The organism is Nonomuraea sp. NPDC004186 (genome assembly GCF_053603495.1).
On the sequence record NZ_JBSGFQ010000012.1, the window covers coordinates 39,824 to 55,852 of the forward strand.

The 16,029-nt window shown below is 71.3% G+C and carries 18 protein-coding genes; 13 read left to right on the plus strand and 5 right to left on the minus strand.

From position 1 onward, the window contains the following. Nucleotides 1-61: 61 nt before the first annotated feature. The gene (locus tag ACWEPL_RS12555; protein ID WP_363963190.1) at nt 62-1,075 is read left to right on the plus strand and encodes an ABC transporter substrate-binding protein; all 1,014 of its coding nucleotides are present in this window, start codon (nt 62-64) and stop codon (nt 1,073-1,075) included. Here ACWEPL_RS12555 and ACWEPL_RS12560 read toward each other — a convergent pair. Both ACWEPL_RS12560 and ACWEPL_RS12565 read right to left on the minus strand, forming a co-directional pair. Further along, nucleotides 1,059-3,476, minus strand: a complete 2,418-nt coding sequence (locus ACWEPL_RS12560; RefSeq protein WP_452436128.1) for a helicase-associated domain-containing protein — start codon at nt 3,474-3,476, stop codon at nt 1,059-1,061. The genes ACWEPL_RS12555 and ACWEPL_RS12560 overlap by 17 nt on opposite strands. A gap of 80 nt (nt 3,477-3,556) precedes the next feature. Next, nucleotides 3,557-4,051, minus strand: coding sequence for an ATP-binding protein (locus ACWEPL_RS12565; protein WP_350741568.1), 495 nt, complete (start codon nt 4,049-4,051; stop codon nt 3,557-3,559). Between the two features lie 377 nt (nt 4,052-4,428). Here ACWEPL_RS12565 and ACWEPL_RS12570 point away from each other — a divergent pair, with 377 nt between their 5' ends. From ACWEPL_RS12570 to ACWEPL_RS12595, 6 genes are all read left to right on the plus strand, one after another. Next, nucleotides 4,429-5,250: a helix-turn-helix domain-containing protein gene (locus tag ACWEPL_RS12570; RefSeq protein ID WP_350741585.1), complete on the plus strand. Its 822-nt coding sequence runs from the start codon at nt 4,429-4,431 to the stop codon at nt 5,248-5,250. Next, entirely contained in the window at nt 5,251-5,487 is a 237-nt protein-coding gene (locus ACWEPL_RS12575; RefSeq protein WP_185072716.1) for a DUF397 domain-containing protein, read from the plus strand. Between the two features lie 88 nt (nt 5,488-5,575). Continuing rightward, a complete protein-coding gene (locus ACWEPL_RS12580) occupies nt 5,576-5,833 on the plus strand; it encodes a 3'-5' exonuclease family protein (protein ID WP_350741570.1) in 258 nt (85 codons plus the stop codon). A gap of 43 nt (nt 5,834-5,876) precedes the next feature. After that, on the plus strand, nt 5,877-6,635 hold the full coding sequence (locus ACWEPL_RS12585) for a hypothetical protein (protein WP_350741572.1): 759 nt from the start codon (nt 5,877-5,879) through the stop codon (nt 6,633-6,635). Between the two features lie 20 nt (nt 6,636-6,655). Next, the gene (locus ACWEPL_RS12590; RefSeq protein ID WP_452436129.1) at nt 6,656-7,537 is read left to right on the plus strand and encodes a maleylpyruvate isomerase family mycothiol-dependent enzyme; all 882 of its coding nucleotides are present in this window, start codon (nt 6,656-6,658) and stop codon (nt 7,535-7,537) included. Continuing rightward, entirely contained in the window at nt 7,537-7,800 is a 264-nt protein-coding gene (locus ACWEPL_RS12595) for a sigma factor (RefSeq protein ID WP_355206387.1), read from the plus strand. Before ACWEPL_RS12590 ends, ACWEPL_RS12595 begins: the two co-directional genes overlap by 1 nt. Nucleotides 7,801-7,804: 4 nt before the next feature. Here the strand turns inward: ACWEPL_RS12595 and ACWEPL_RS12600 are convergent, their stop codons facing one another. The 3 genes from ACWEPL_RS12600 to ACWEPL_RS12610 all read right to left on the minus strand — a co-directional run bounded on the left by ACWEPL_RS12600 (nt 7,805) and on the right by ACWEPL_RS12610 (nt 10,045). Continuing rightward, the gene (locus ACWEPL_RS12600; RefSeq protein WP_363963199.1) at nt 7,805-8,389 is read right to left on the minus strand and encodes a histidine phosphatase family protein; all 585 of its coding nucleotides are present in this window, start codon (nt 8,387-8,389) and stop codon (nt 7,805-7,807) included. A 38-nt stretch (nt 8,390-8,427) separates the two neighbouring features. After that, complete coding sequence (locus ACWEPL_RS12605) at nt 8,428-9,336, minus strand: TIGR03621 family F420-dependent LLM class oxidoreductase (protein WP_452436130.1); 909 nt, start codon at nt 9,334-9,336, stop codon at nt 8,428-8,430. 64 nt (nt 9,337-9,400) lie between these two features. Then, the gene (locus ACWEPL_RS12610; protein WP_452436131.1) at nt 9,401-10,045 is read right to left on the minus strand and encodes a hypothetical protein; all 645 of its coding nucleotides are present in this window, start codon (nt 10,043-10,045) and stop codon (nt 9,401-9,403) included. A 97-nt stretch (nt 10,046-10,142) separates the two neighbouring features. Here ACWEPL_RS12610 and ACWEPL_RS12615 point away from each other — a divergent pair, with 97 nt between their 5' ends. The 6 genes from ACWEPL_RS12615 to ACWEPL_RS12640 all read left to right on the plus strand — a co-directional run bounded on the left by ACWEPL_RS12615 (nt 10,143) and on the right by ACWEPL_RS12640 (nt 16,029). Next, a complete protein-coding gene (locus tag ACWEPL_RS12615) occupies nt 10,143-10,925 on the plus strand; it encodes a phytanoyl-CoA dioxygenase family protein (protein WP_452436132.1) in 783 nt (260 codons plus the stop codon). Continuing rightward, nucleotides 10,918-11,874 carry a phosphotriesterase family protein gene (locus ACWEPL_RS12620; protein WP_452436133.1) on the plus strand — a complete coding sequence of 319 codons (957 nt, stop codon included), beginning with the start codon at nt 10,918-10,920 and terminating at the stop codon, nt 11,872-11,874. The genes ACWEPL_RS12615 and ACWEPL_RS12620 overlap by 8 nt, the downstream gene beginning before the upstream one ends. Continuing rightward, nucleotides 11,871-13,073, plus strand: a complete 1,203-nt coding sequence (locus ACWEPL_RS12625) for a cytochrome P450 (protein WP_452436134.1) — start codon at nt 11,871-11,873, stop codon at nt 13,071-13,073. The genes ACWEPL_RS12620 and ACWEPL_RS12625 overlap by 4 nt, the downstream gene beginning before the upstream one ends. Then, the gene (locus ACWEPL_RS12630; RefSeq protein WP_452436135.1) at nt 13,070-13,897 is read left to right on the plus strand and encodes an SDR family NAD(P)-dependent oxidoreductase; all 828 of its coding nucleotides are present in this window, start codon (nt 13,070-13,072) and stop codon (nt 13,895-13,897) included. Before ACWEPL_RS12625 ends, ACWEPL_RS12630 begins: the two co-directional genes overlap by 4 nt. A 107-nt stretch (nt 13,898-14,004) precedes the next feature. Next, nucleotides 14,005-14,862, plus strand: coding sequence for a Gfo/Idh/MocA family protein (locus ACWEPL_RS12635; protein WP_350728671.1), 858 nt, complete (start codon nt 14,005-14,007; stop codon nt 14,860-14,862). Between the two features lie 198 nt (nt 14,863-15,060). Next, a complete protein-coding gene (locus tag ACWEPL_RS12640) occupies nt 15,061-16,029 on the plus strand; it encodes an ABC transporter substrate-binding protein (protein WP_452436137.1) in 969 nt (322 codons plus the stop codon).

A 16,029-nucleotide genomic window follows, 5' to 3' on the forward strand; every position in this document is an offset into this window, starting at 1 on the left:
ACTTAGGCAAGGCTAATCTAAACGCCCAGTAATCAGGCAAGCCTAACCTTAGGAGATGTACATGTCGGGACCGGTTCTGCCTCGCAGGGGTTTTCTGGCGTCCGCCGCGGGCCTCGCGGCAGCCCTGACACTGGCGGCGTGCGGCGGCGAGCCGGCGGCCCCCGGCGGGTCAGCCGTTCCCACCGCCTCGTCCTCCACCGCACAGAGCTGGACGTTCACCGACGACCGCGGCAAGAAGGCCGAGCAGCCCAAGACCCCGTCCAGGATCGTCGCCCAGGTCGGCGCCGCCGCCGCCCTGTGGGACTTCGGCGTGCGCCCCGTCGCCGTGTTCGGCCCGCACAAGCTCAAGGACGGCTCCAAGGACCCGCAGGTCGGCAACGTCGACATCACCAAGGTCCAGGGTCTCGGCAACGTGTGGGACGAGTTCAACGTCGAGCAGTACATCGCGCTCCAGCCCGACCTCCTGGTCAGCAGCATGTACATCAAGGGCACCCTCTGGTACGTGCCCGAGAAGTCGAAGGACACCATCGAGCAGGTCGCCCCGACCGCGGGCATCATGCTGACCGGCCGCAGCGCCACCCAGGTGATCGGCAAGTACGAGGAACTGGCCAGGTCACTCGGCGCCGACATGCAGGGCGTGCCCGAGGCCAAGGCCCGCATGGAGGCCGCCACCAAGGAGCTCGCGCAGTTCAAGAATCTCAAGATCCTCATGATGTCCGGCGGCCCCGACGCGATGTGGGTGGTCAACCCGCCGGAGTACCCGGACATCGTGCACCTGATGGACGCGGGCCTCGACGTCGTCAAGCCCGCGAAGGTGGACGAGGGCGGCTTCTTCCAGACGCTGAGCTGGGAGAACGCCGACGAGTACGACGCCGACGTGATCCTCTACGACACCCGCACCCAGTCGCTCAAGCCCGAGGAGATGATGAAGAAGCCCACCTTCGCCAAGCTCCCCGCGGTCAAGGCCGGCCAGCTCTACCCGTGGAACGCCGAGGCGCCCTACAGCTACCAGGGCTACGCGGCCTTCCTCGAAGGGCTGGTGGCCAACCTGAAGAAGGCTAAAGAGCTCCCCTGACCTCGACGATCTCGGCGAGGGGGAACTCGAGGTAGTCGCCCGCCTCCTCGCACCAGGCGTCCAGCGCGCCGCCCTTGAGCTCGCCGTGGCTGATCGTGGCGGTCAGCCCGTCGGTGAGCGTGATGCCGGCGCGCACGCCCCGGTCGACCACGAACCCGAGCAGCGACTGCTGGGCCGTCGGCAGCCTGGTGGCCATCCTGCCGATGATCGCCCACGTGCGGCCGTTCCTGTCGTCCGCGGTCCGGCCGGCGGTGACCAGGCGGCGGGCATGCTCGTACGGGTCGGGCGTCGGCTCGGCGAGCATGTAGGGGACCTCCAGCTCCGCGAGGCCGGGGAACTCCGACAGCTCGGCCACCTGGCCGCCCGGCAGCAGGATCAGCTTGCCGTTCGGCGGCTCCTCGGGCCTGGCGCGGTGGATGGTGATCTGGCCGGTGTCGGCGACGGGCACGGGGGAGTAGCCGACCTCGCGCAGCGCGGCCAGCGTGCGGTCGGCGGGCGCGGCGCTCACCAGCACCGTGGGCGCGAGCAGCCGCAGGCCCAGCCGGCCCAGCCGCCGGTGCGCGGCGATCTCGGCCAGCAGCGCGGGGTCGCCGGCCTGGACGACGCATCCGACGGTGGTGACGGTGACCTCGCCGTGCCTGCGCGCGGTGTCGCGTACGAGGTATTCGAGCGGCTGCGGGATCGTGCCGACCCCGGCCAGCTCGTCGAGCAGGGCGTCGGCGTCGTAGCCGTGGTCGAGCGCCCGGCGCACGCTCTCGGTCGTGAACCGCCACACCGAGGCCGCGCCCCGCGACTCGCGGTCGGCGGCCCGGTCGAGCAGCGCCGCCAGCTCCGCCGACGGCGGCCCGGTCACGACCGCGGTCAGGTCGGGGCCGAACAGCGCGCTCCTGCGCACGCTGGCCAGCGCCCTGGTGGCCGCCTCTGCCAGCACGGGGTCGTGCTCGACCATGGGCACGGCGTCGTCGTTCTCGTCGCCCGGCCCGGCGACGAGCCCGGCCATCGCCCGGCCGAGGTCGGTGATCGCGTTGTTGGCCAGCAGGCCCAGCAGCGTGGCCTCGTCGAGCACGGCGGGCGCGCAGGCCAGCAGCAGCTCCAGGTCGAGCAGCGGCGCGTGCCAGTGGACGTTGGCCACGAGGCTGTCACGGTCGGCGAACGCCGTGCCCGCGGGCAGACCGGACAGGACCGGCAGCACGGCCCTGCGGATCCTGGCGACCGCGCTGCCCGAGGGGTCGTCGCCGAGCACGGTGCCGTACTTGCCGTCGACCTTGCGCAGCGACGTGCGCTCCATGCGCCACCAGGCCGCCAGCAGCACCCGCAGCCGCGCCGAGCCCTCGTCGAGCCGCCACCGGTCGAAGCGCTCGGTGGGGATCATGCCGCCCGACTGCTCGTCCCAGGCCAGCAGCCTGGCCACCGCGCAGACCTCCAGGAGCAGCCGTGTCTCGTCCTCGTCGCAGCCGGTCTCCTTGGCCACCCTGCGCACCTCGCGCACGCCAACGCCGCCGGTCTTGAGCAGGGGCAGCGGCGTCTTGGCGGTGTTGTCGAGCAGGGCCGCGCACCGCTCGACCACGTGCGGCGCGGCCAGCGTCATCAGGTGGTCGACCTCCTCGGGGTCGACCGGGATCGTGGCCACCTCGGGAGCCTCGGGCCTGAAGGCCGGGTGGTAGCCGGGGCCGCGCAGGCAGATCGCCACCTCGCGGGGGATCTCCGCGACGTGCCAGCTCGGGCGGAAGAGCAGGCCGTGGTCGGCGCACCACTTCTCCGGCGTGCCGGGGGTGACGAACCGGCCGCCGTCGACGTTGAGCGCCGGGCCCTGCCAGGCGACCCGGTCGAGCAGCGGGATCGTGCCGTCGGGGGCGTTGCGCAGCAGCGCGTTGAGGCGTTCGCGGTCGGCGAGCGCCTCGGTGACGCGGGTGATGACGCGGCGCTTGTGGCCCTGGGAGGACAGGCCGAGGTTGCGGGCCAGCGCGTGGAGCGCGTCGTTGCCGATCGACCAGGAGTTGAGGTAGTGGTCCAGCGGCTCGCCGAGGCTGAGCGGGGCGGACCACCAGCGGGCGACGCCCTCCGCGAGATGGATGACGCCGTCCTCGCCCGGCCAGGCCAGCGCGTGGTCGTACAGGTGCTCCAGCCAGGGGGTCACCTCTTCGACCGGCGCGTCCACGAAGCCGGCCAGCCGCTCGGCCGTGGGGCGGGTCATGGCCAGGGCGGCCTCGGCGAGCTGCAGGCAGGGCAGCGGCAGGGCCCGCAGGGTCTCCATCACGGCGAAGCCGTTGCTCAGCCGCTGGGCCAGGGTGTCGAGCCGCCGCGGCCAGGGAGCGGCGATGGCGTCGGGCCTGTTGGCCAGGACACGGCCCAGCCTGTCTTCGTTCAGTTTTCGCAGCCAGCCGAGCAGGTGATCTTCCATCTGTGAGCAACTCTCATGGGGTCGCACGCGGGGACTCACCGTGAGCCATGAGCATCCACGGTAATGCAGATCACCCCCGGTCAGGAGAGGACTGCCCAGACGATCTTCCCGTGAGGTGCAAGTGCGGACCAGCCCCAGCGGAGGCTGAGTGATTCGACGATGTGGAGTCCGAGGCCGCCGGTGTCAAGGGGGCCAGGGTATCGCAGCACCGGCACCGATGAGCCTGGATCGGTGAATGCGCCGGTCACGAGGGGTCCCCGGCGGACGAGGGACATGTGGACGGGGCGCCGGCAGTGGGGCTCGTCCAGATGCAGGCCGTGGCGCAGCGCGTTGGTGGCGAGCTCGGAGACCACCAGCTCCATGTTCTCGGTCAGCTCGGCGAGCCCCCATCCCGACAACGTGCCGGTGGTGAAGCTGCGGGCCGAGTGGACCGAGGCGGGGCTGGGCGGGAGCACGAACGTGGCGCTCGCGGACGGGCCGGGGACCAGCAGATCGCGGGCCGCCTCCGGCCACCAGCCGACCGGAGGCCACCAATCGAACGTGGTCCACTGGCCGGGCGCCGTGGTGGATTGCACGTGATCATTCTGCGACAAACTCGCGTGCAGGTGCAAGAGCGAATGCACGTGCAGACAACCTGTGCACGCGCTACCGTTGCCCTCAAATGGTCAATATGGGGGAAAGGGGATCTTGTCCGCGGCCCATGATCTTTCGGCCGTGAAGTGACAGACTGTACGTGCATACCCCGCAACATGCGGTGGGCCGCCGACCGCAGCTCACCGTAAGTGCAGACTCCGCTACTTATGGCGATCCGCTGGGCGCGGCCCACCATAGGTGCATACTCCGCTACTTGCGGTGGACCGCCGAACGCGGCCCACCGCGTCGCAAGGAAACGAACAAGGAGCAGCACGTGTCCATTGATCCGCCCGGTTCTGCTTCGACCGTTCGGCGCATCATGCTGGGGGCGAGTCTCAGGCGCCTGCGTGAGGCCAGCGGGCTCGACCGCGGACAGGCCGGATTCCACATCCGGGCGTCCGAGTCCAAGATCAGCCGGATGGAGCTCGGTCGGGTCGGTTTCAAGACACGTGACGTGGAAGACCTGCTCACCCTGTACGGCGTCGTCGACGATGCCGAGCGCCGTGCCCTGCTGGAGATGGTTCGCGAGGCCAACACCCCCGGGTGGTGGCACAAGTACTCGGCCGAGCTGCCTTCGTGGTTCACCACTTACGTGGGCCTGGAGGAGGCCGCCGAGATGATCCGCACCTACGAGGTGCAGTTCGTGCCCGGTTTGTTGCAGACCGCCTCGTATGCGCGATCGGTATTCCAGCTTGGCAACCCCGGTCTGAGTCCGGACAAAATCGAGCGCCGCGTGCATATGCGCATGCAGCGTCAGGAGCGCTTCACCCAGAAGGACGGACCCCGCCTGTGGGCCGTCATCGACGAGGCAGCGCTCAAGAGGACCATCGGCGGGCGGGAGGTCATGGCGGAGCAGCTCCAGCATCTGCTGGAAGTGGCTGCCCTTCCCAACATCACCATTCAGGTGATGCCCTTCAGGTTCGGCAAGCACGCCGCTGAAGGGGGCGCGTTCAGCATCTTGCGGTTTCCCGAGTCCGACTTGTCGGACGTTGTCTACGTCGAGCAGCTATGGGGTGCCCTGTACCTGGACAAACGCGAGGACATCGACCCGTACCTCACGGCCATGGAGCAGTTGTGCGTGGAGAGCACCACGCCAGGGGGCACCGTCGAGCTCATCGGCGGTCTTCTCAGAAAGATGTAGATGAACCAGACCTACAACGGCATGCCCGCGGCGAACCTGACTCAGGTCGCCTGGCGCAAGAGCCGCTACAGCAACTCGCAGGGCAACTGCGTGGAGCTCGCCGAGCTTCCTGACGGGGGGATCGCGGTCCGCAACTCGCGCTTCCCCGACGGCCCTGCCCTCATCTATACCCGCGACGAGATCCGGGCCCTGGTGCTCGGGGTTAAGGACGGAGAGTTCGACGGCCTGCTCGTTTAACAGCCTTGTAACCTCCGGCGCGCCCGCTTAACGGGGGCGCGCCGGAGGCTTAACAGCCCGGCCTTCTGTTGCCGCGAGGATCAGGTTCATGCTCGACCAGATGACCCTGTATCCGATCGCCGACGACGTGCTGTTCGCACCCGGCGGCAAGGTCGTGATCCGTACGTATGGAGTGGCGCCCGCCACCACGGGGGCCTCCGTCTCTTACCGGACCTGGGTGACCGGCATCCGCGACCAGCCGCGGTACTGGCACTGGGGCCACTTCGAGGACGCCGCCTCCGGGCACCGCAGGGTCCTGGAGTGGCTCACGGGGCGGGGGCCGCAACCTTCCCAAGCGCTGACCTGATCGCTATCCTCGTGCCAAGCAACCGCTTGGTAGAGGAGGCGTGGTGCGGCGCGCGATCCACCTGATCGAGGAGGTCGACTTCCGGCCGATGAACTCCAGGCGGCCCCTGGAGTACCTCACCTGGCTGACCCGCTACAAGCGCGAGGACGAGAGCCGTGCCGCGCCCTCGCTCACCTCCGGCATGTCCATCAGGTCCCGCGAGATCGACCTGGTGGGCGCCTTCTACGCCGTCGGCATCACCGGCCATCCGCAGTTCAAGGCCGTCACGCTGTGGGACTGCCACGGCGGGTGGGACGGCGGCTGGCGGCAGATGATGGAGATCTACCAGGGCGTCGACGAGCGGCTCTTCCTGTCCGACATCGACGACCTGCGCTTCTCCGCCTTCTCCCGGCCCCTCGGCGCCGTGCCCGGCTGCCCGCCGCTGTCCGAGGCGCCCGCCGCCGAGCTCTACCTCTTCGAGAGCGCCCGGGTCCGCCCGGGGGCCGCGCTCGACTACCTGCACGCCGTGCGCACCGAGCGGGCGCCGCTGCTCGCCGAGCACGGCCACACCCTGGTCGGGCTGTACGAGGTGCTGTTCTGCGACACCGAGGCCGTCACCGTCTGGGCCGTCTCCCTCGACGACCACCTGGCCACCCAGCGCGCCCGCGACGCCGCCCTGGGCCTCGACGACGAGGTCGCGCCCGATTCCCGGCTTCTGGACTGGAGCAAACGGGCTCGCGACTATCTGGAAGGCCCCTGGCGTGAGACGCTTCTGGCACCGTTCCCCGGTTGCCGCCTGGCGCCGGAGGTCCCGCCGGGTTAGCGTCGGCTGCGGAGGTGGCCATGACGGACTCGTACCTCTCCAACGGGCAGAGCCCCGACGAGCACGTCGCCGCGTGCCCCGACTGCCGCGCCGCCATCGCGCTGCTCGACCATCCCGACCCGGCGGCAGAGCCGCCGCCCACGCTGCGCGAGGCGGTGCTGTCCAAGGCGCGCCGCCGCCGCAGCCCGGCCGTGCTGGGCGTGTCGTCCGTGGTGGTCCCGTACGCGGAGCAGGTCGCGCTCATGGACGACCTGCTCGGCGAGCTGAGCGGGCCCCAGTGGGAGGCCCCGATCGCCGGGCACGGCACGGTCAGGGAGCTGATGGAGCACCTGGCGGCCAACGACGCGACCGTGGCCCGGTTCATGGGCGTGCGCGGCATGAGCGGCCTGCCCGTGCACCGGCGCTGGCGCGAGCAGGCCGGCAGCCTGCTCGAACGGGTCTCCGCCGGCAGCGAGGTGCTGCTCGGCGTCGAGGTCGCGCTGGCGGGAGCCCGGCCGGCCCGCGCGCCGCTGCGCCAGGCCCTGATCCAGCGCACGTTCGAGACGTGGACGCACGCCGACGACATCAGGGCCGCCACCGACCGCTCCCAGGAGCCGCCGCGTCCCGAGCACGTGCACATGATCGCCGAGTTCGGGCTGGCGCTGCTGCCGCGGGCGATGCGGGAGCCGCGCCGCGACGTCTCGGCCACCGTCGTGCTGACCGGGCCGGGCGGCGGCACCTGGACGATCCCGCTGTCGCCCACCTCCGACCACGTCGCCGTGCTGCTGTCGGCCGGCGCGGTGGACTTCTGCCGGCTGCTGGCCAACCGCCGGCCGCCCGCCTCCTTCCCGTACGCCGCCGAGGGCGACTCCGCCCTCGCCCGCGACATGATCAGCGCCGCCGCCACGTTGGGGTGCGATTGATGAGCGATTTGGAACTGTGCACGCGGCTGACCGCCGGTGACCTCGACGCGCTGGCCGACGCCTACGACCAGCACGGATCGTACGTGTACGGGGTCGCGGTCAGGGTCACCGGCAGCCAGGCGCACGCCGAGGAGATCACCCAGAACGTGTTCACGGCCCTGTGGGAGCAGCCGCTCTCCTACGACCCCGCGCTGGGGTCGCTGCGCGGCTGGCTGGTCAGCCGGGCCCTGCACGAGTCGGCCGTGCGCTCGAAGGTCGGCTGACCCGTCAGCTGATCGGGGCGTTCCAGGTCAGGAGCACGGGCTCGGCGTGCTCGAAGCCGAGCCGCGAGTACGTGCCCGTGTCCAGCTTCAGCAGCCTGCCCTCCTCGGGCCCGAGGCCCAGCCAGCGGGCGGCCAGCACGCGCAGGAAGTGCCCGTGCGCCACCAGCGCCACCCGCCCCCCGGCCTTCCTGGCCCGCTCGATCACCCGGTCGGCGCGGGCGGCGACCTGCTCGGCGCTCTCCCCGGGGTGCTCGGCGTCGCCGGGGATCACGCCGTCCCGCCACAGGTACCAGCCGGGGTGGCTCTCGCGGATCTCCGGCGTGGTGATCCCCTCGTAGCCGCCGTAGTCCCACTCCCACAGGTCCGGGTCCACCTCGTAACCGGTCAGGCCGGCCAGCTCCGCCGTACGCCGTGCGCGCTGGGCGGGGGAGACCAGCACCAGGTCGAACGACTGCCCCTTGACCAGCGGCGCCAACGCCCTGGCCTGGTCCTCGCCGTGCTCCGTCAAAGGCAGGTCCGTCCGTCCGGTGTGCTGACCCGCCTTGCTCCATTCGGTCTCACCGTGCCGGAGCAGCAGCATCTCTTCCATGGAGTCCATCATCCGGTATGCCCGATTCCGGCCCGGCGTCAGGTGGCGAGCTCCTCGACCACGGGGGCGAAGGCGTCCAGGTCGCGCTCATGATGCACCACGAAATACGAAATATCGTGCTCATCCCGCCAATAGCGGAGCTTGTCGATGATGTCGGCGCGAGTCCCGAGCAGGACCTGCGGCGTCTCGCCGAGCGACGAGCTGTCGGCCGCGCTCCACGCCTCCTCCGCCTTCCGCTCGCCCACCTGCACCACGCTCGTCCCCAGCTCCAGCGCGTCGTAGCGCTCGCCCGCGGCCTCGCGCACGATCTCGATCTTCCTCAGGAACGCCGCCGGCCCGCCGTCCCGGTCGTCGGGCCCGCTCCCGTCCGGCCGGACCCGCATCCCGAGGTTCACGACGTCCGCCTCTTCGGCCGCCAGCCGCAGCATGCGCGGCCCGCCACCTCCGAGCGCGATCGGCGGGCGCGGCCTCCGTACGGGCTTGGGCTGCTGGTCGAGGCCGTCGATGCGGTAGTGCTTGCCCTGGAAGCTGAACGGCCCGTCCCCCCAGAGCCCCTTGAGCACGGCCACGGCCTCCCGCAGCCGCTCCACCCGCACCCCCGGCGGCTCCAGCGTCAGCCCGGCCCCGTCGTAGTCGCGCGCCATCCACCCGGTCCCGATCCCGACCTCCAGCCGCCCGCCGGACAGCAGGTCGAGCGTGGCCGCCTCCTTGGCCAGCACGGCCGGATGCCGGAAGTCGTTGGCGAACACCAGCGTGCCGACCCGCAGCCGGGTGGTGGCGCAGGCGGCCGCCGTCAGCGCGGCGATGGGGGCGAACCTGGGGCCGACGAGATGGTCGGGCACGAGGAGCACGTCGTACCCCTGCGCTTCGAGCCGTCGCGCCTTCTCCGCCCACGCCGCGCCCGACTCGGCCTCCCGCACCACCGCCCCGAACCTGAACCGCCGCACGATGCCTCCCATCACGTTGAGCAAGCGCTTGGGCGACACTGTACGCGCCGACCGGCCGCGCGGGTCAGCGGGAGGGGAGGGCGAGGGCGATGCCGGTGGTGGCGGCCGTGAAGACGAGCCAGGCCACGCCGCCCACCGCGCCCGGGAGCCCGGCGATCCAGGCGACCGGGATGAGGAACGGCGCCACGATCATGGCGATGGCCGCCCACTTCGGCGCGGCGCTGCGGAGTGCGGCGACCCCCAGCAGCACGAACCCGAGCAGGCTCAGGAAGAACGTGAACCCGAGGACCGACGTCGGCATCCCCTCGCTCAGCTGCGTGACGAGCCGGTTCGTGGTGGGCACGTCGAGCCCGGCCTTGGCGGCCGCGTAGATGGTGTCGTCGGAGGTCAGGCCGAAGGGCAGGGCCATGGCGAAGGCGAGGATCATGCCCATCAGCCCCAGCACGGGCCGCCCCGACCGGGCCACCTTGCTCACCGCGAAGATCGCGGGGATGAGGGTGACGGCGCCGAGGGCGGCGACCCAGCTCCAGAGCGCGTACGCGCCGAGGTCGGCGACGATGGCGCGGATGTACGGCTCGCCCTCGGCCGTGGCGTCGAACGAGCCGAGCAGGAGCGACACGGCGACGGTGAGCGGTGAGATCGCGGCGCAGGCGATCATCGCGCTCCGGGTGAAACCGGCGGTGGAGGAGGTTGTCTCAACTGTGGTCATGCCCCGAGGGTGAGCCCGCGGGGGCGGGGCGTGCATGAGTATGGGCTACTCAAATCGCGGGTTTACCAAGCGCTTGCTTAGGTGCCAGACTGGGGGCATGGAGATCCCGGTGCGCCAGGTGACGGACGACGAGGCGGCGTTCTTCGGCGAGCACGGCTGGGTGCGGCTCGGCCGGCTGATCGACCCGGGCACCGTCGCGGCCCTGCGCGAACGCGCCACCGGCTTCATGAACGGCCGGTCCAGGAGCCACGAGACGCTGGTCGACGAGGCGTTCGGGCAGTCGAGGGACATCGCGGCGAGCGACGAGATGTTCGGCGCGCTGACGTCGAGCCCCGAGATGGGGCGCAACGCCGTACGGCTGCTGCGCGGCGTCCGGGCCGTGCGCGTGCAGGTCACCAACCTCCTGGTCAAGGAGGCGGGGGAGCACGGCGCGACCGAGTTCCACCAGGACTTCCCCTGGATGCCGATGGACCGCTCGGCCATGCTGACCGTGTGGCTGGCCCTCGCCGACGTGCCCGCCGACATGGGGTCGCTGCGCTTCTACGACCGTTCGCACCGGTACGGGCTGCTCGGCCGGAGCTTCACCCGACCGGGGGACGACCAGCTCACCCAGCACCCGTGGCTCAAGGAGCTGGAGCTGTCGCCGCCGCTCGACCTCAAAGCGGGCGACGCCACCGTGCACCACGCCCTGACCGTGCACGGCGCGCCCGCGAACCGCCGCGACAGCCCGCGCCTGTCGTTCACCGTCACGTACTTCGACGCCGACGCCCTCTACACCGGCCTGCCCTACCGGCAGACCGACGGGCTCGGGCTCGAGGTCAACCGGCCGTTCGAGCACGAGAGATTCCCCGTCGTGAGCCTCGGAGGCCGGGATGCCTGAGACCTTACGGGGGCCGGTGGCGGAGCTCGGGGCGACGCTCATGCACGAGCACGTCTTCGGGCTGAGCCCCGAGATCCTGTGGAGCTGGCCGGACATCCCCGAGGGCTGGGACCTCGAGACGCGGGCGCGCGAGGCGGCGGGCAAGCTCGACGCGCTCAAGGCCGAGGGCATCGACACGGTCGTGGACCTGACCGTGGTGGGGCTCGGCAGGTACGTCCCCGCCGTCCAGCGCGTGGCCGAGCTGACCGGCGTGAACATCGTGGCCGCCACCGGCCTGTACACCTACGACGCCCTGCCGCCGTACTTCGCCAACCGGGGCCCGGGGTCGCTGTTCGGAGGGCCGGACCGGCTGGCCGAGTTCTTCGTACGGGACATCGTCGAGGGGATCGGCCGGACCGGCGTCAAGGCGGCCATGCTCAAGTGCGCCTCCGACCACCTGGGGATGACCAAGGGCTGCGAGCGGGTGTTCCGGGCGGTCGCGCAGGCGCACCTGGAGACCGGTACGCCGATCACCACGCACTCCCACAGCGCCTCCAGGGGCGGCCTCGAACAGCAGCGCCTCCTGGGCGAGCTCGGCGTGGACCTGGGCAAGGTGGTCATCGGGCACGCCGGGGACTCCACGGACGTGGCCTACCTGGAAGAGCTGATCGCCAACGGCTCCTACCTCGGCATGGACCGCTTCGGCATCGAGACGATCAGCCCGTTCGAGGACCGCGTGGAGATCGTGGCGAAGCTATGCGAGCGCGGACACGCCGGAAAAATGGTCCTAAGTCACGACTCATACTGCTTCAACGACCGCTTCGACGCCGACGTCGTACGGCGGCGCCACCCCAACTACCACCTTCTCCACGTCCCCCGCGACGTCGTTCCCGAGCTCCGCAAGAGGGGCGTCACGGACGACCAGGTCCACCAGATGCTCGTCGACAACCCGCGGAGGATCTTCGCATGACCGGTGACATCGAGGACTTCGACGTCAGCGCGGACTGGCACGTCGCCGCCCCGTACGACTTCCTTCGCGGGCTGCGCCGGGAGCGGCCGGTCTTCCGCAGCGAGCACCTCGGCGCGTACGTCCTGACCCGCTACCCCGACGTGCGGGCGGCCTACGGCGATCCGCGGCGCTTCTCCTCCAAGGGCTCGCTCACGATCTCCCGCAGCCTCACCCGCGAGACCAGGGAGAAGCTGGGCGAGCACGGCTCGTTCCTGTCCAGCTTCGTGGCGAACGTGGACCCGCCCGACCACACCCGGCTGCGCCGATCGGTGTCGAAGGCGTTCACGCCGCGCGCCGTGGCGGCCATGGAGCAGGAGTTCCGGCGGCTCAACGAGGACCTGCTCGACCGCCTGGAGCCGCGCAGGAGCGCCGACTTCGTCGGCGAGATCGGCCACGAACCGTCGATCAAGCTGACCGCCCGCTTCATCGGCGTGCCCGAGGCCGACGAGGCGTTCGTGCAGGCGCACGTCAAGGACTGGTTCCAGCTCTTCCTGTCGCCGCAGCCGCCGGAGCGCCAGCTCGAACTCGCCGGCAGCTTCCTGACCTATCTCGACTACGTGGACCGTCTGGTCGCCTCCCGGGCCAAGGACCCGCAGGACGACTTCACGTCCCTGATGACCTCCCTGATCGGCGCGGAGCTGACCCATCGCGAGGTCGTCGAGCTGATCTCCACGATCCTGCTCGGCGGCAACGACACCGTCCCCAACCAGCTCGGCAACACCGTCCTGCGCCTGCTGCGGGAAGGCGCCTGGCCGGTGCCGCCCGACCTGGTCGCGAACGCCGCCGAGGAGTGCATGCGCATCGACGGCGCGTCGCTGGGCTCGTTCCGCTACGCCGTGACCGACATCCCCCTGCACGGCGTCACGATCCCGGCCGGCGCCCTCGTCCTGCTCTCCACCGACTCCGCCGCCCACGACGAGAGCGTCTTCCCCGAGCCCGAGCGCTTCCTGATCGACCGGCCGAACGCCGCCGAGCACATGGTCTTCGGCTACGGCATCCACTTCTGCGTCGGCGCCGCGCTCGGCCGCCTGCAGCTGCGCACCGCGCTCGACGTGCTCGGCCGCCGCCTGCCCGGCCTGCGGCTCGTCCCCGGCGAGCCGGTCGCCCACCGCAGGTCGATCGTCGGCCGCGGCCTGACGGCCCTGGCGGTGGAGTGGTGAGCGCCCGCCCCTCGGGCCGGTTCGACGGGCGGGTCGCGATGGTGACGGGCGCGGGCTCGGGCATCGGCGCGGCCTGCGCGGCCCGCCTGGCCGCCGAAGGTGCATGCGTCGGCGTCCTGGACCTGCGCGCGGCCGGGGCGAAGTCCACCGCGGCCGCCATCCGCGCCCACGGCGGCACGGCCATGGCCCTGACCTGCGACGTCTCCGACGAGAAGCAGGTGGAGGAGGCGGTCGCGGCCCTGGTGACGTCGTTCGGCCGGGTGGACGTCCTGCACTCCAACGCCGCCGCGCTCGATGCCGGCGTCTACGGCCGCGACCGGGATCTGGACTCGCTCGACGTCGGGGTCTGGGACCGCACGATGGAGGTCAACCTGCGCGGCGCCATGCTCATGGTCAAGCACACGGTGCCCGCCATGCCGGACGGCGGCGCCATCGTCCTCATGTCGTCGGTGTCCGCCCTGGTCGGGGACGAGGTCCACGCCGCGTACGGGGCCTCGAAGGCGGCCCTGATCGGCTTCACCCGTTACGTGGCCACGATGTACGGCTCCCGCGGCGTCCGCTGCAACGCCGTCGCCCCCGCCCTCGTCCTCACCCAGGCCGCCCAGCGGGCCCTGAGCCAGGGGCAGCTCGCCGACAAGGCCGCCGAACGCCTCCTGCCGTGGCCGTGCACCCCCGACGACGTCGCGAACCTGGTGTGCTTCCTCGCCTCCGAGGAGGCCCGCTGCATCACCGGTCAGACCCTGACCATCGACTCCGGCACCCTGGCCCACCGCCCGCAGCACGCCGTCCAGCGCCGGCGCGATCTGAACGACGGGCCCCACTGACGCCGATGGGCGGGCGCCGCGCGGGGCACCCGCCCATCGAGCCACCGGCCGTCATGCCGGTGGTGTGGGAAGATCCTCCCCATACGTGCGGTAACAGGGGAGGTCTCATGGAGCCGGTGGCGGTCGGGCTGGTCGGAGCGGGCCCGTGGGCCGAGATGGCGCACGCGCCGATGCTGTCCAAGGGGCCGCACACGCGGCTGGCCGGGGTGTGGGCCCGCCGTCCCGAGGCCGCCGCCCGGCTCGGAGCACCGGTGTTCGAGCGCGTCGAGGAGTTGTTCGACGCCTGCGAGGCCGTGGCGTTCTGCGTGCCGCCCGCCGTACAGGCCGAGCTCGGCGTCCGCGCCGCCCGCGCGGGCAAGGCACTGCTGCTGGAGAAGCCGCTCGCGGACACGCTGGACGGCGCGCGGCGCCTGGCCGAGGCCGTCGCGGAGGCGGGCGTCGCCTCCCAGCTGGTGCTCACCCTGCGGTACGCCCCCCAGGCCCGCGCCTTCCTGGCCCGGTGCCGCGAGATCCAGCCGTTCGGCGGCCACGCCGCGAACATCTCCGGCACCCTCCTCGGCGACCACCCCTTCGCCACCCCCTGGCGGCTGGAGCGCGGCGTGCTGCTCGACGTCGGCCCGCACGTGATCGACCTGCTGGGCGCCGCGCTCGGCCCGGTGACCGGCGTGCGCGCGCACGGCAACTCGCTCGGCTGGACCGGGCTGCTGCTCGAGCACGAGGGCGGCGCGGTCTCCGAGGCGTCGCTGTGCATGGCCGCGGTCGGCGACCTGCCGCCCGCGACGTTCGCCGTGTACGGCCGCACCGGCAGCGCCGTGCTCCCGCACTTCGACGACGACCCCCTGGACACCATCGCCGAGGAGTTCGCCGGAACCGTGCGGAACGGCGGCGGCCACCCGCTCGACGCCGCCCACGGGCTCAGGCTCCAGGAGATCATCGCCGAGGCGGAGTCCCAACTGGCCCCTTGACGCCGCGGGCATCCGGAGGATTGATAGCGTTTGTCCGATGCGCAGGGTCGCAGCGAAGTCCGGTGTGAGTCCGGCGCTGTCCCGCAACTGTCATAGCCAGGTCGCCTGCCTCTGCGCTGACGTCATCAACCCTCGTGGAAAAGGGTGATCCGTCGCTCAAACGCGGGTCTCTCGGTTCCGACAGTGAAAGGACTACTCGTGAGGCCCCGACGTACGGCCCTCGCGGGCGCGCTGCTGGGAACGCTGATCCTGGCCGGATGCGGCCAGACCGGCACCACAGCCACCCCGTCCGCCGCCCCCAGCGCTTCCTCCGCCCCCGCCTCCGCACCTGACTCCGGGGCGGGCTTCCCCGTCACCGTCGAGGCGGGCAACGGCAAGGTCACCCTCGCCAAGAAGCCCGAGCGGATCGTCTCCCTCTCGGCCACCCACACCGAGACGCTCTTCGCCATCGGCGCGGGCCCCCAGGTCGTCGCCGTGGACGACCAGTCGAACTACCCGGCCGAGGCCCCCAAGACCGACCTGTCCGGCTTCAAGCCGAACGTCGAGGCCATCGTCGCCCAGAAGCCCGACCTGGTCATCGTCTCCAACGACATCGACCAGATCGTTGCCGAGCTGGGCAAGGTGAACGTGCCCGTCCTGCTCGAACCGGCCGCCACCAAGCTCGACGAGGCGTACGAGGAGATCGCCGAGATCGGCGCGGCCACCGGCAACCAGGCCAAGGCCGACGAGGTCGTCTCCGGCATGAAGACGGCCATGGACAAACTGGCCGCCGAGGCGCCCAAGGACAAGAAGCTCACGTACTACCACGAGCTCGACCAGACGCCGTACGCGGCGACGTCCCAGACGTTCATCGGCCAGGTCTACGGCCTGTTCGGCCTCACCAACATCGCGGACAAGGCGCCCGACCAGGCGGGCGGCTATCCGAAGCTGTCGGCCGAGTTCGTGGCCCAGGCGGACCCCGACATGATCTTCCTCGGTGACGTCAAGTGCTGCCAGCAGAGCAAGGACACCCTGGCCAAGCGGCCGGGCTGGAAGGGCCTGTCGGCCATCAAGAACGACCAGGTGATCCAGCTCGACGACGACCTGGCCTCCCGCTGGGGGCCGCGCGTCGTCCAGCTCGCCGAGTCCATCGGCGCCGCGGTCGCCAAGGCCGGGGCCAAGAGCTGA

Excerpts from the sequence above, each read along its gene's own strand:
- ACWEPL_RS12555 (WP_363963190.1), top strand. The coding sequence starts at position 62 with ATGTCGGGACCGGTTCTGCCTCGCAGGGGTTTTCTGGCGTCCGCCGCG.
- ACWEPL_RS12560 (WP_452436128.1), bottom strand. The coding sequence starts at position 3,476 with ATGGAAGATCACCTGCTCGGCTGGCTGCGAAAACTGAACGAAGACAGG.
- ACWEPL_RS12570 (WP_350741585.1), top strand. The coding sequence starts at position 4,429 with ATGCTGGGGGCGAGTCTCAGGCGCCTGCGTGAGGCCAGCGGGCTCGAC.
- ACWEPL_RS12575 (WP_185072716.1), top strand. The coding sequence starts at position 5,251 with ATGAACCAGACCTACAACGGCATGCCCGCGGCGAACCTGACTCAGGTC.
- ACWEPL_RS12580 (WP_350741570.1), top strand. The coding sequence starts at position 5,576 with ATGCTCGACCAGATGACCCTGTATCCGATCGCCGACGACGTGCTGTTC.
- ACWEPL_RS12590 (WP_452436129.1), top strand. The coding sequence starts at position 6,656 with ATGACGGACTCGTACCTCTCCAACGGGCAGAGCCCCGACGAGCACGTC.
- ACWEPL_RS12595 (WP_355206387.1), top strand. The coding sequence starts at position 7,537 with ATGAGCGATTTGGAACTGTGCACGCGGCTGACCGCCGGTGACCTCGAC.
- ACWEPL_RS12600 (WP_363963199.1), bottom strand. The coding sequence starts at position 8,389 with ATGGAAGAGATGCTGCTGCTCCGGCACGGTGAGACCGAATGGAGCAAG.
- ACWEPL_RS12610 (WP_452436131.1), bottom strand. The coding sequence starts at position 10,045 with ATGACCACAGTTGAGACAACCTCCTCCACCGCCGGTTTCACCCGGAGC.
- ACWEPL_RS12615 (WP_452436132.1), top strand. The coding sequence starts at position 10,143 with ATGGAGATCCCGGTGCGCCAGGTGACGGACGACGAGGCGGCGTTCTTC.
- ACWEPL_RS12620 (WP_452436133.1), top strand. The coding sequence starts at position 10,918 with ATGCCTGAGACCTTACGGGGGCCGGTGGCGGAGCTCGGGGCGACGCTC.
- ACWEPL_RS12625 (WP_452436134.1), top strand. The coding sequence starts at position 11,871 with ATGACCGGTGACATCGAGGACTTCGACGTCAGCGCGGACTGGCACGTC.
- ACWEPL_RS12635 (WP_350728671.1), top strand. The coding sequence starts at position 14,005 with ATGGAGCCGGTGGCGGTCGGGCTGGTCGGAGCGGGCCCGTGGGCCGAG.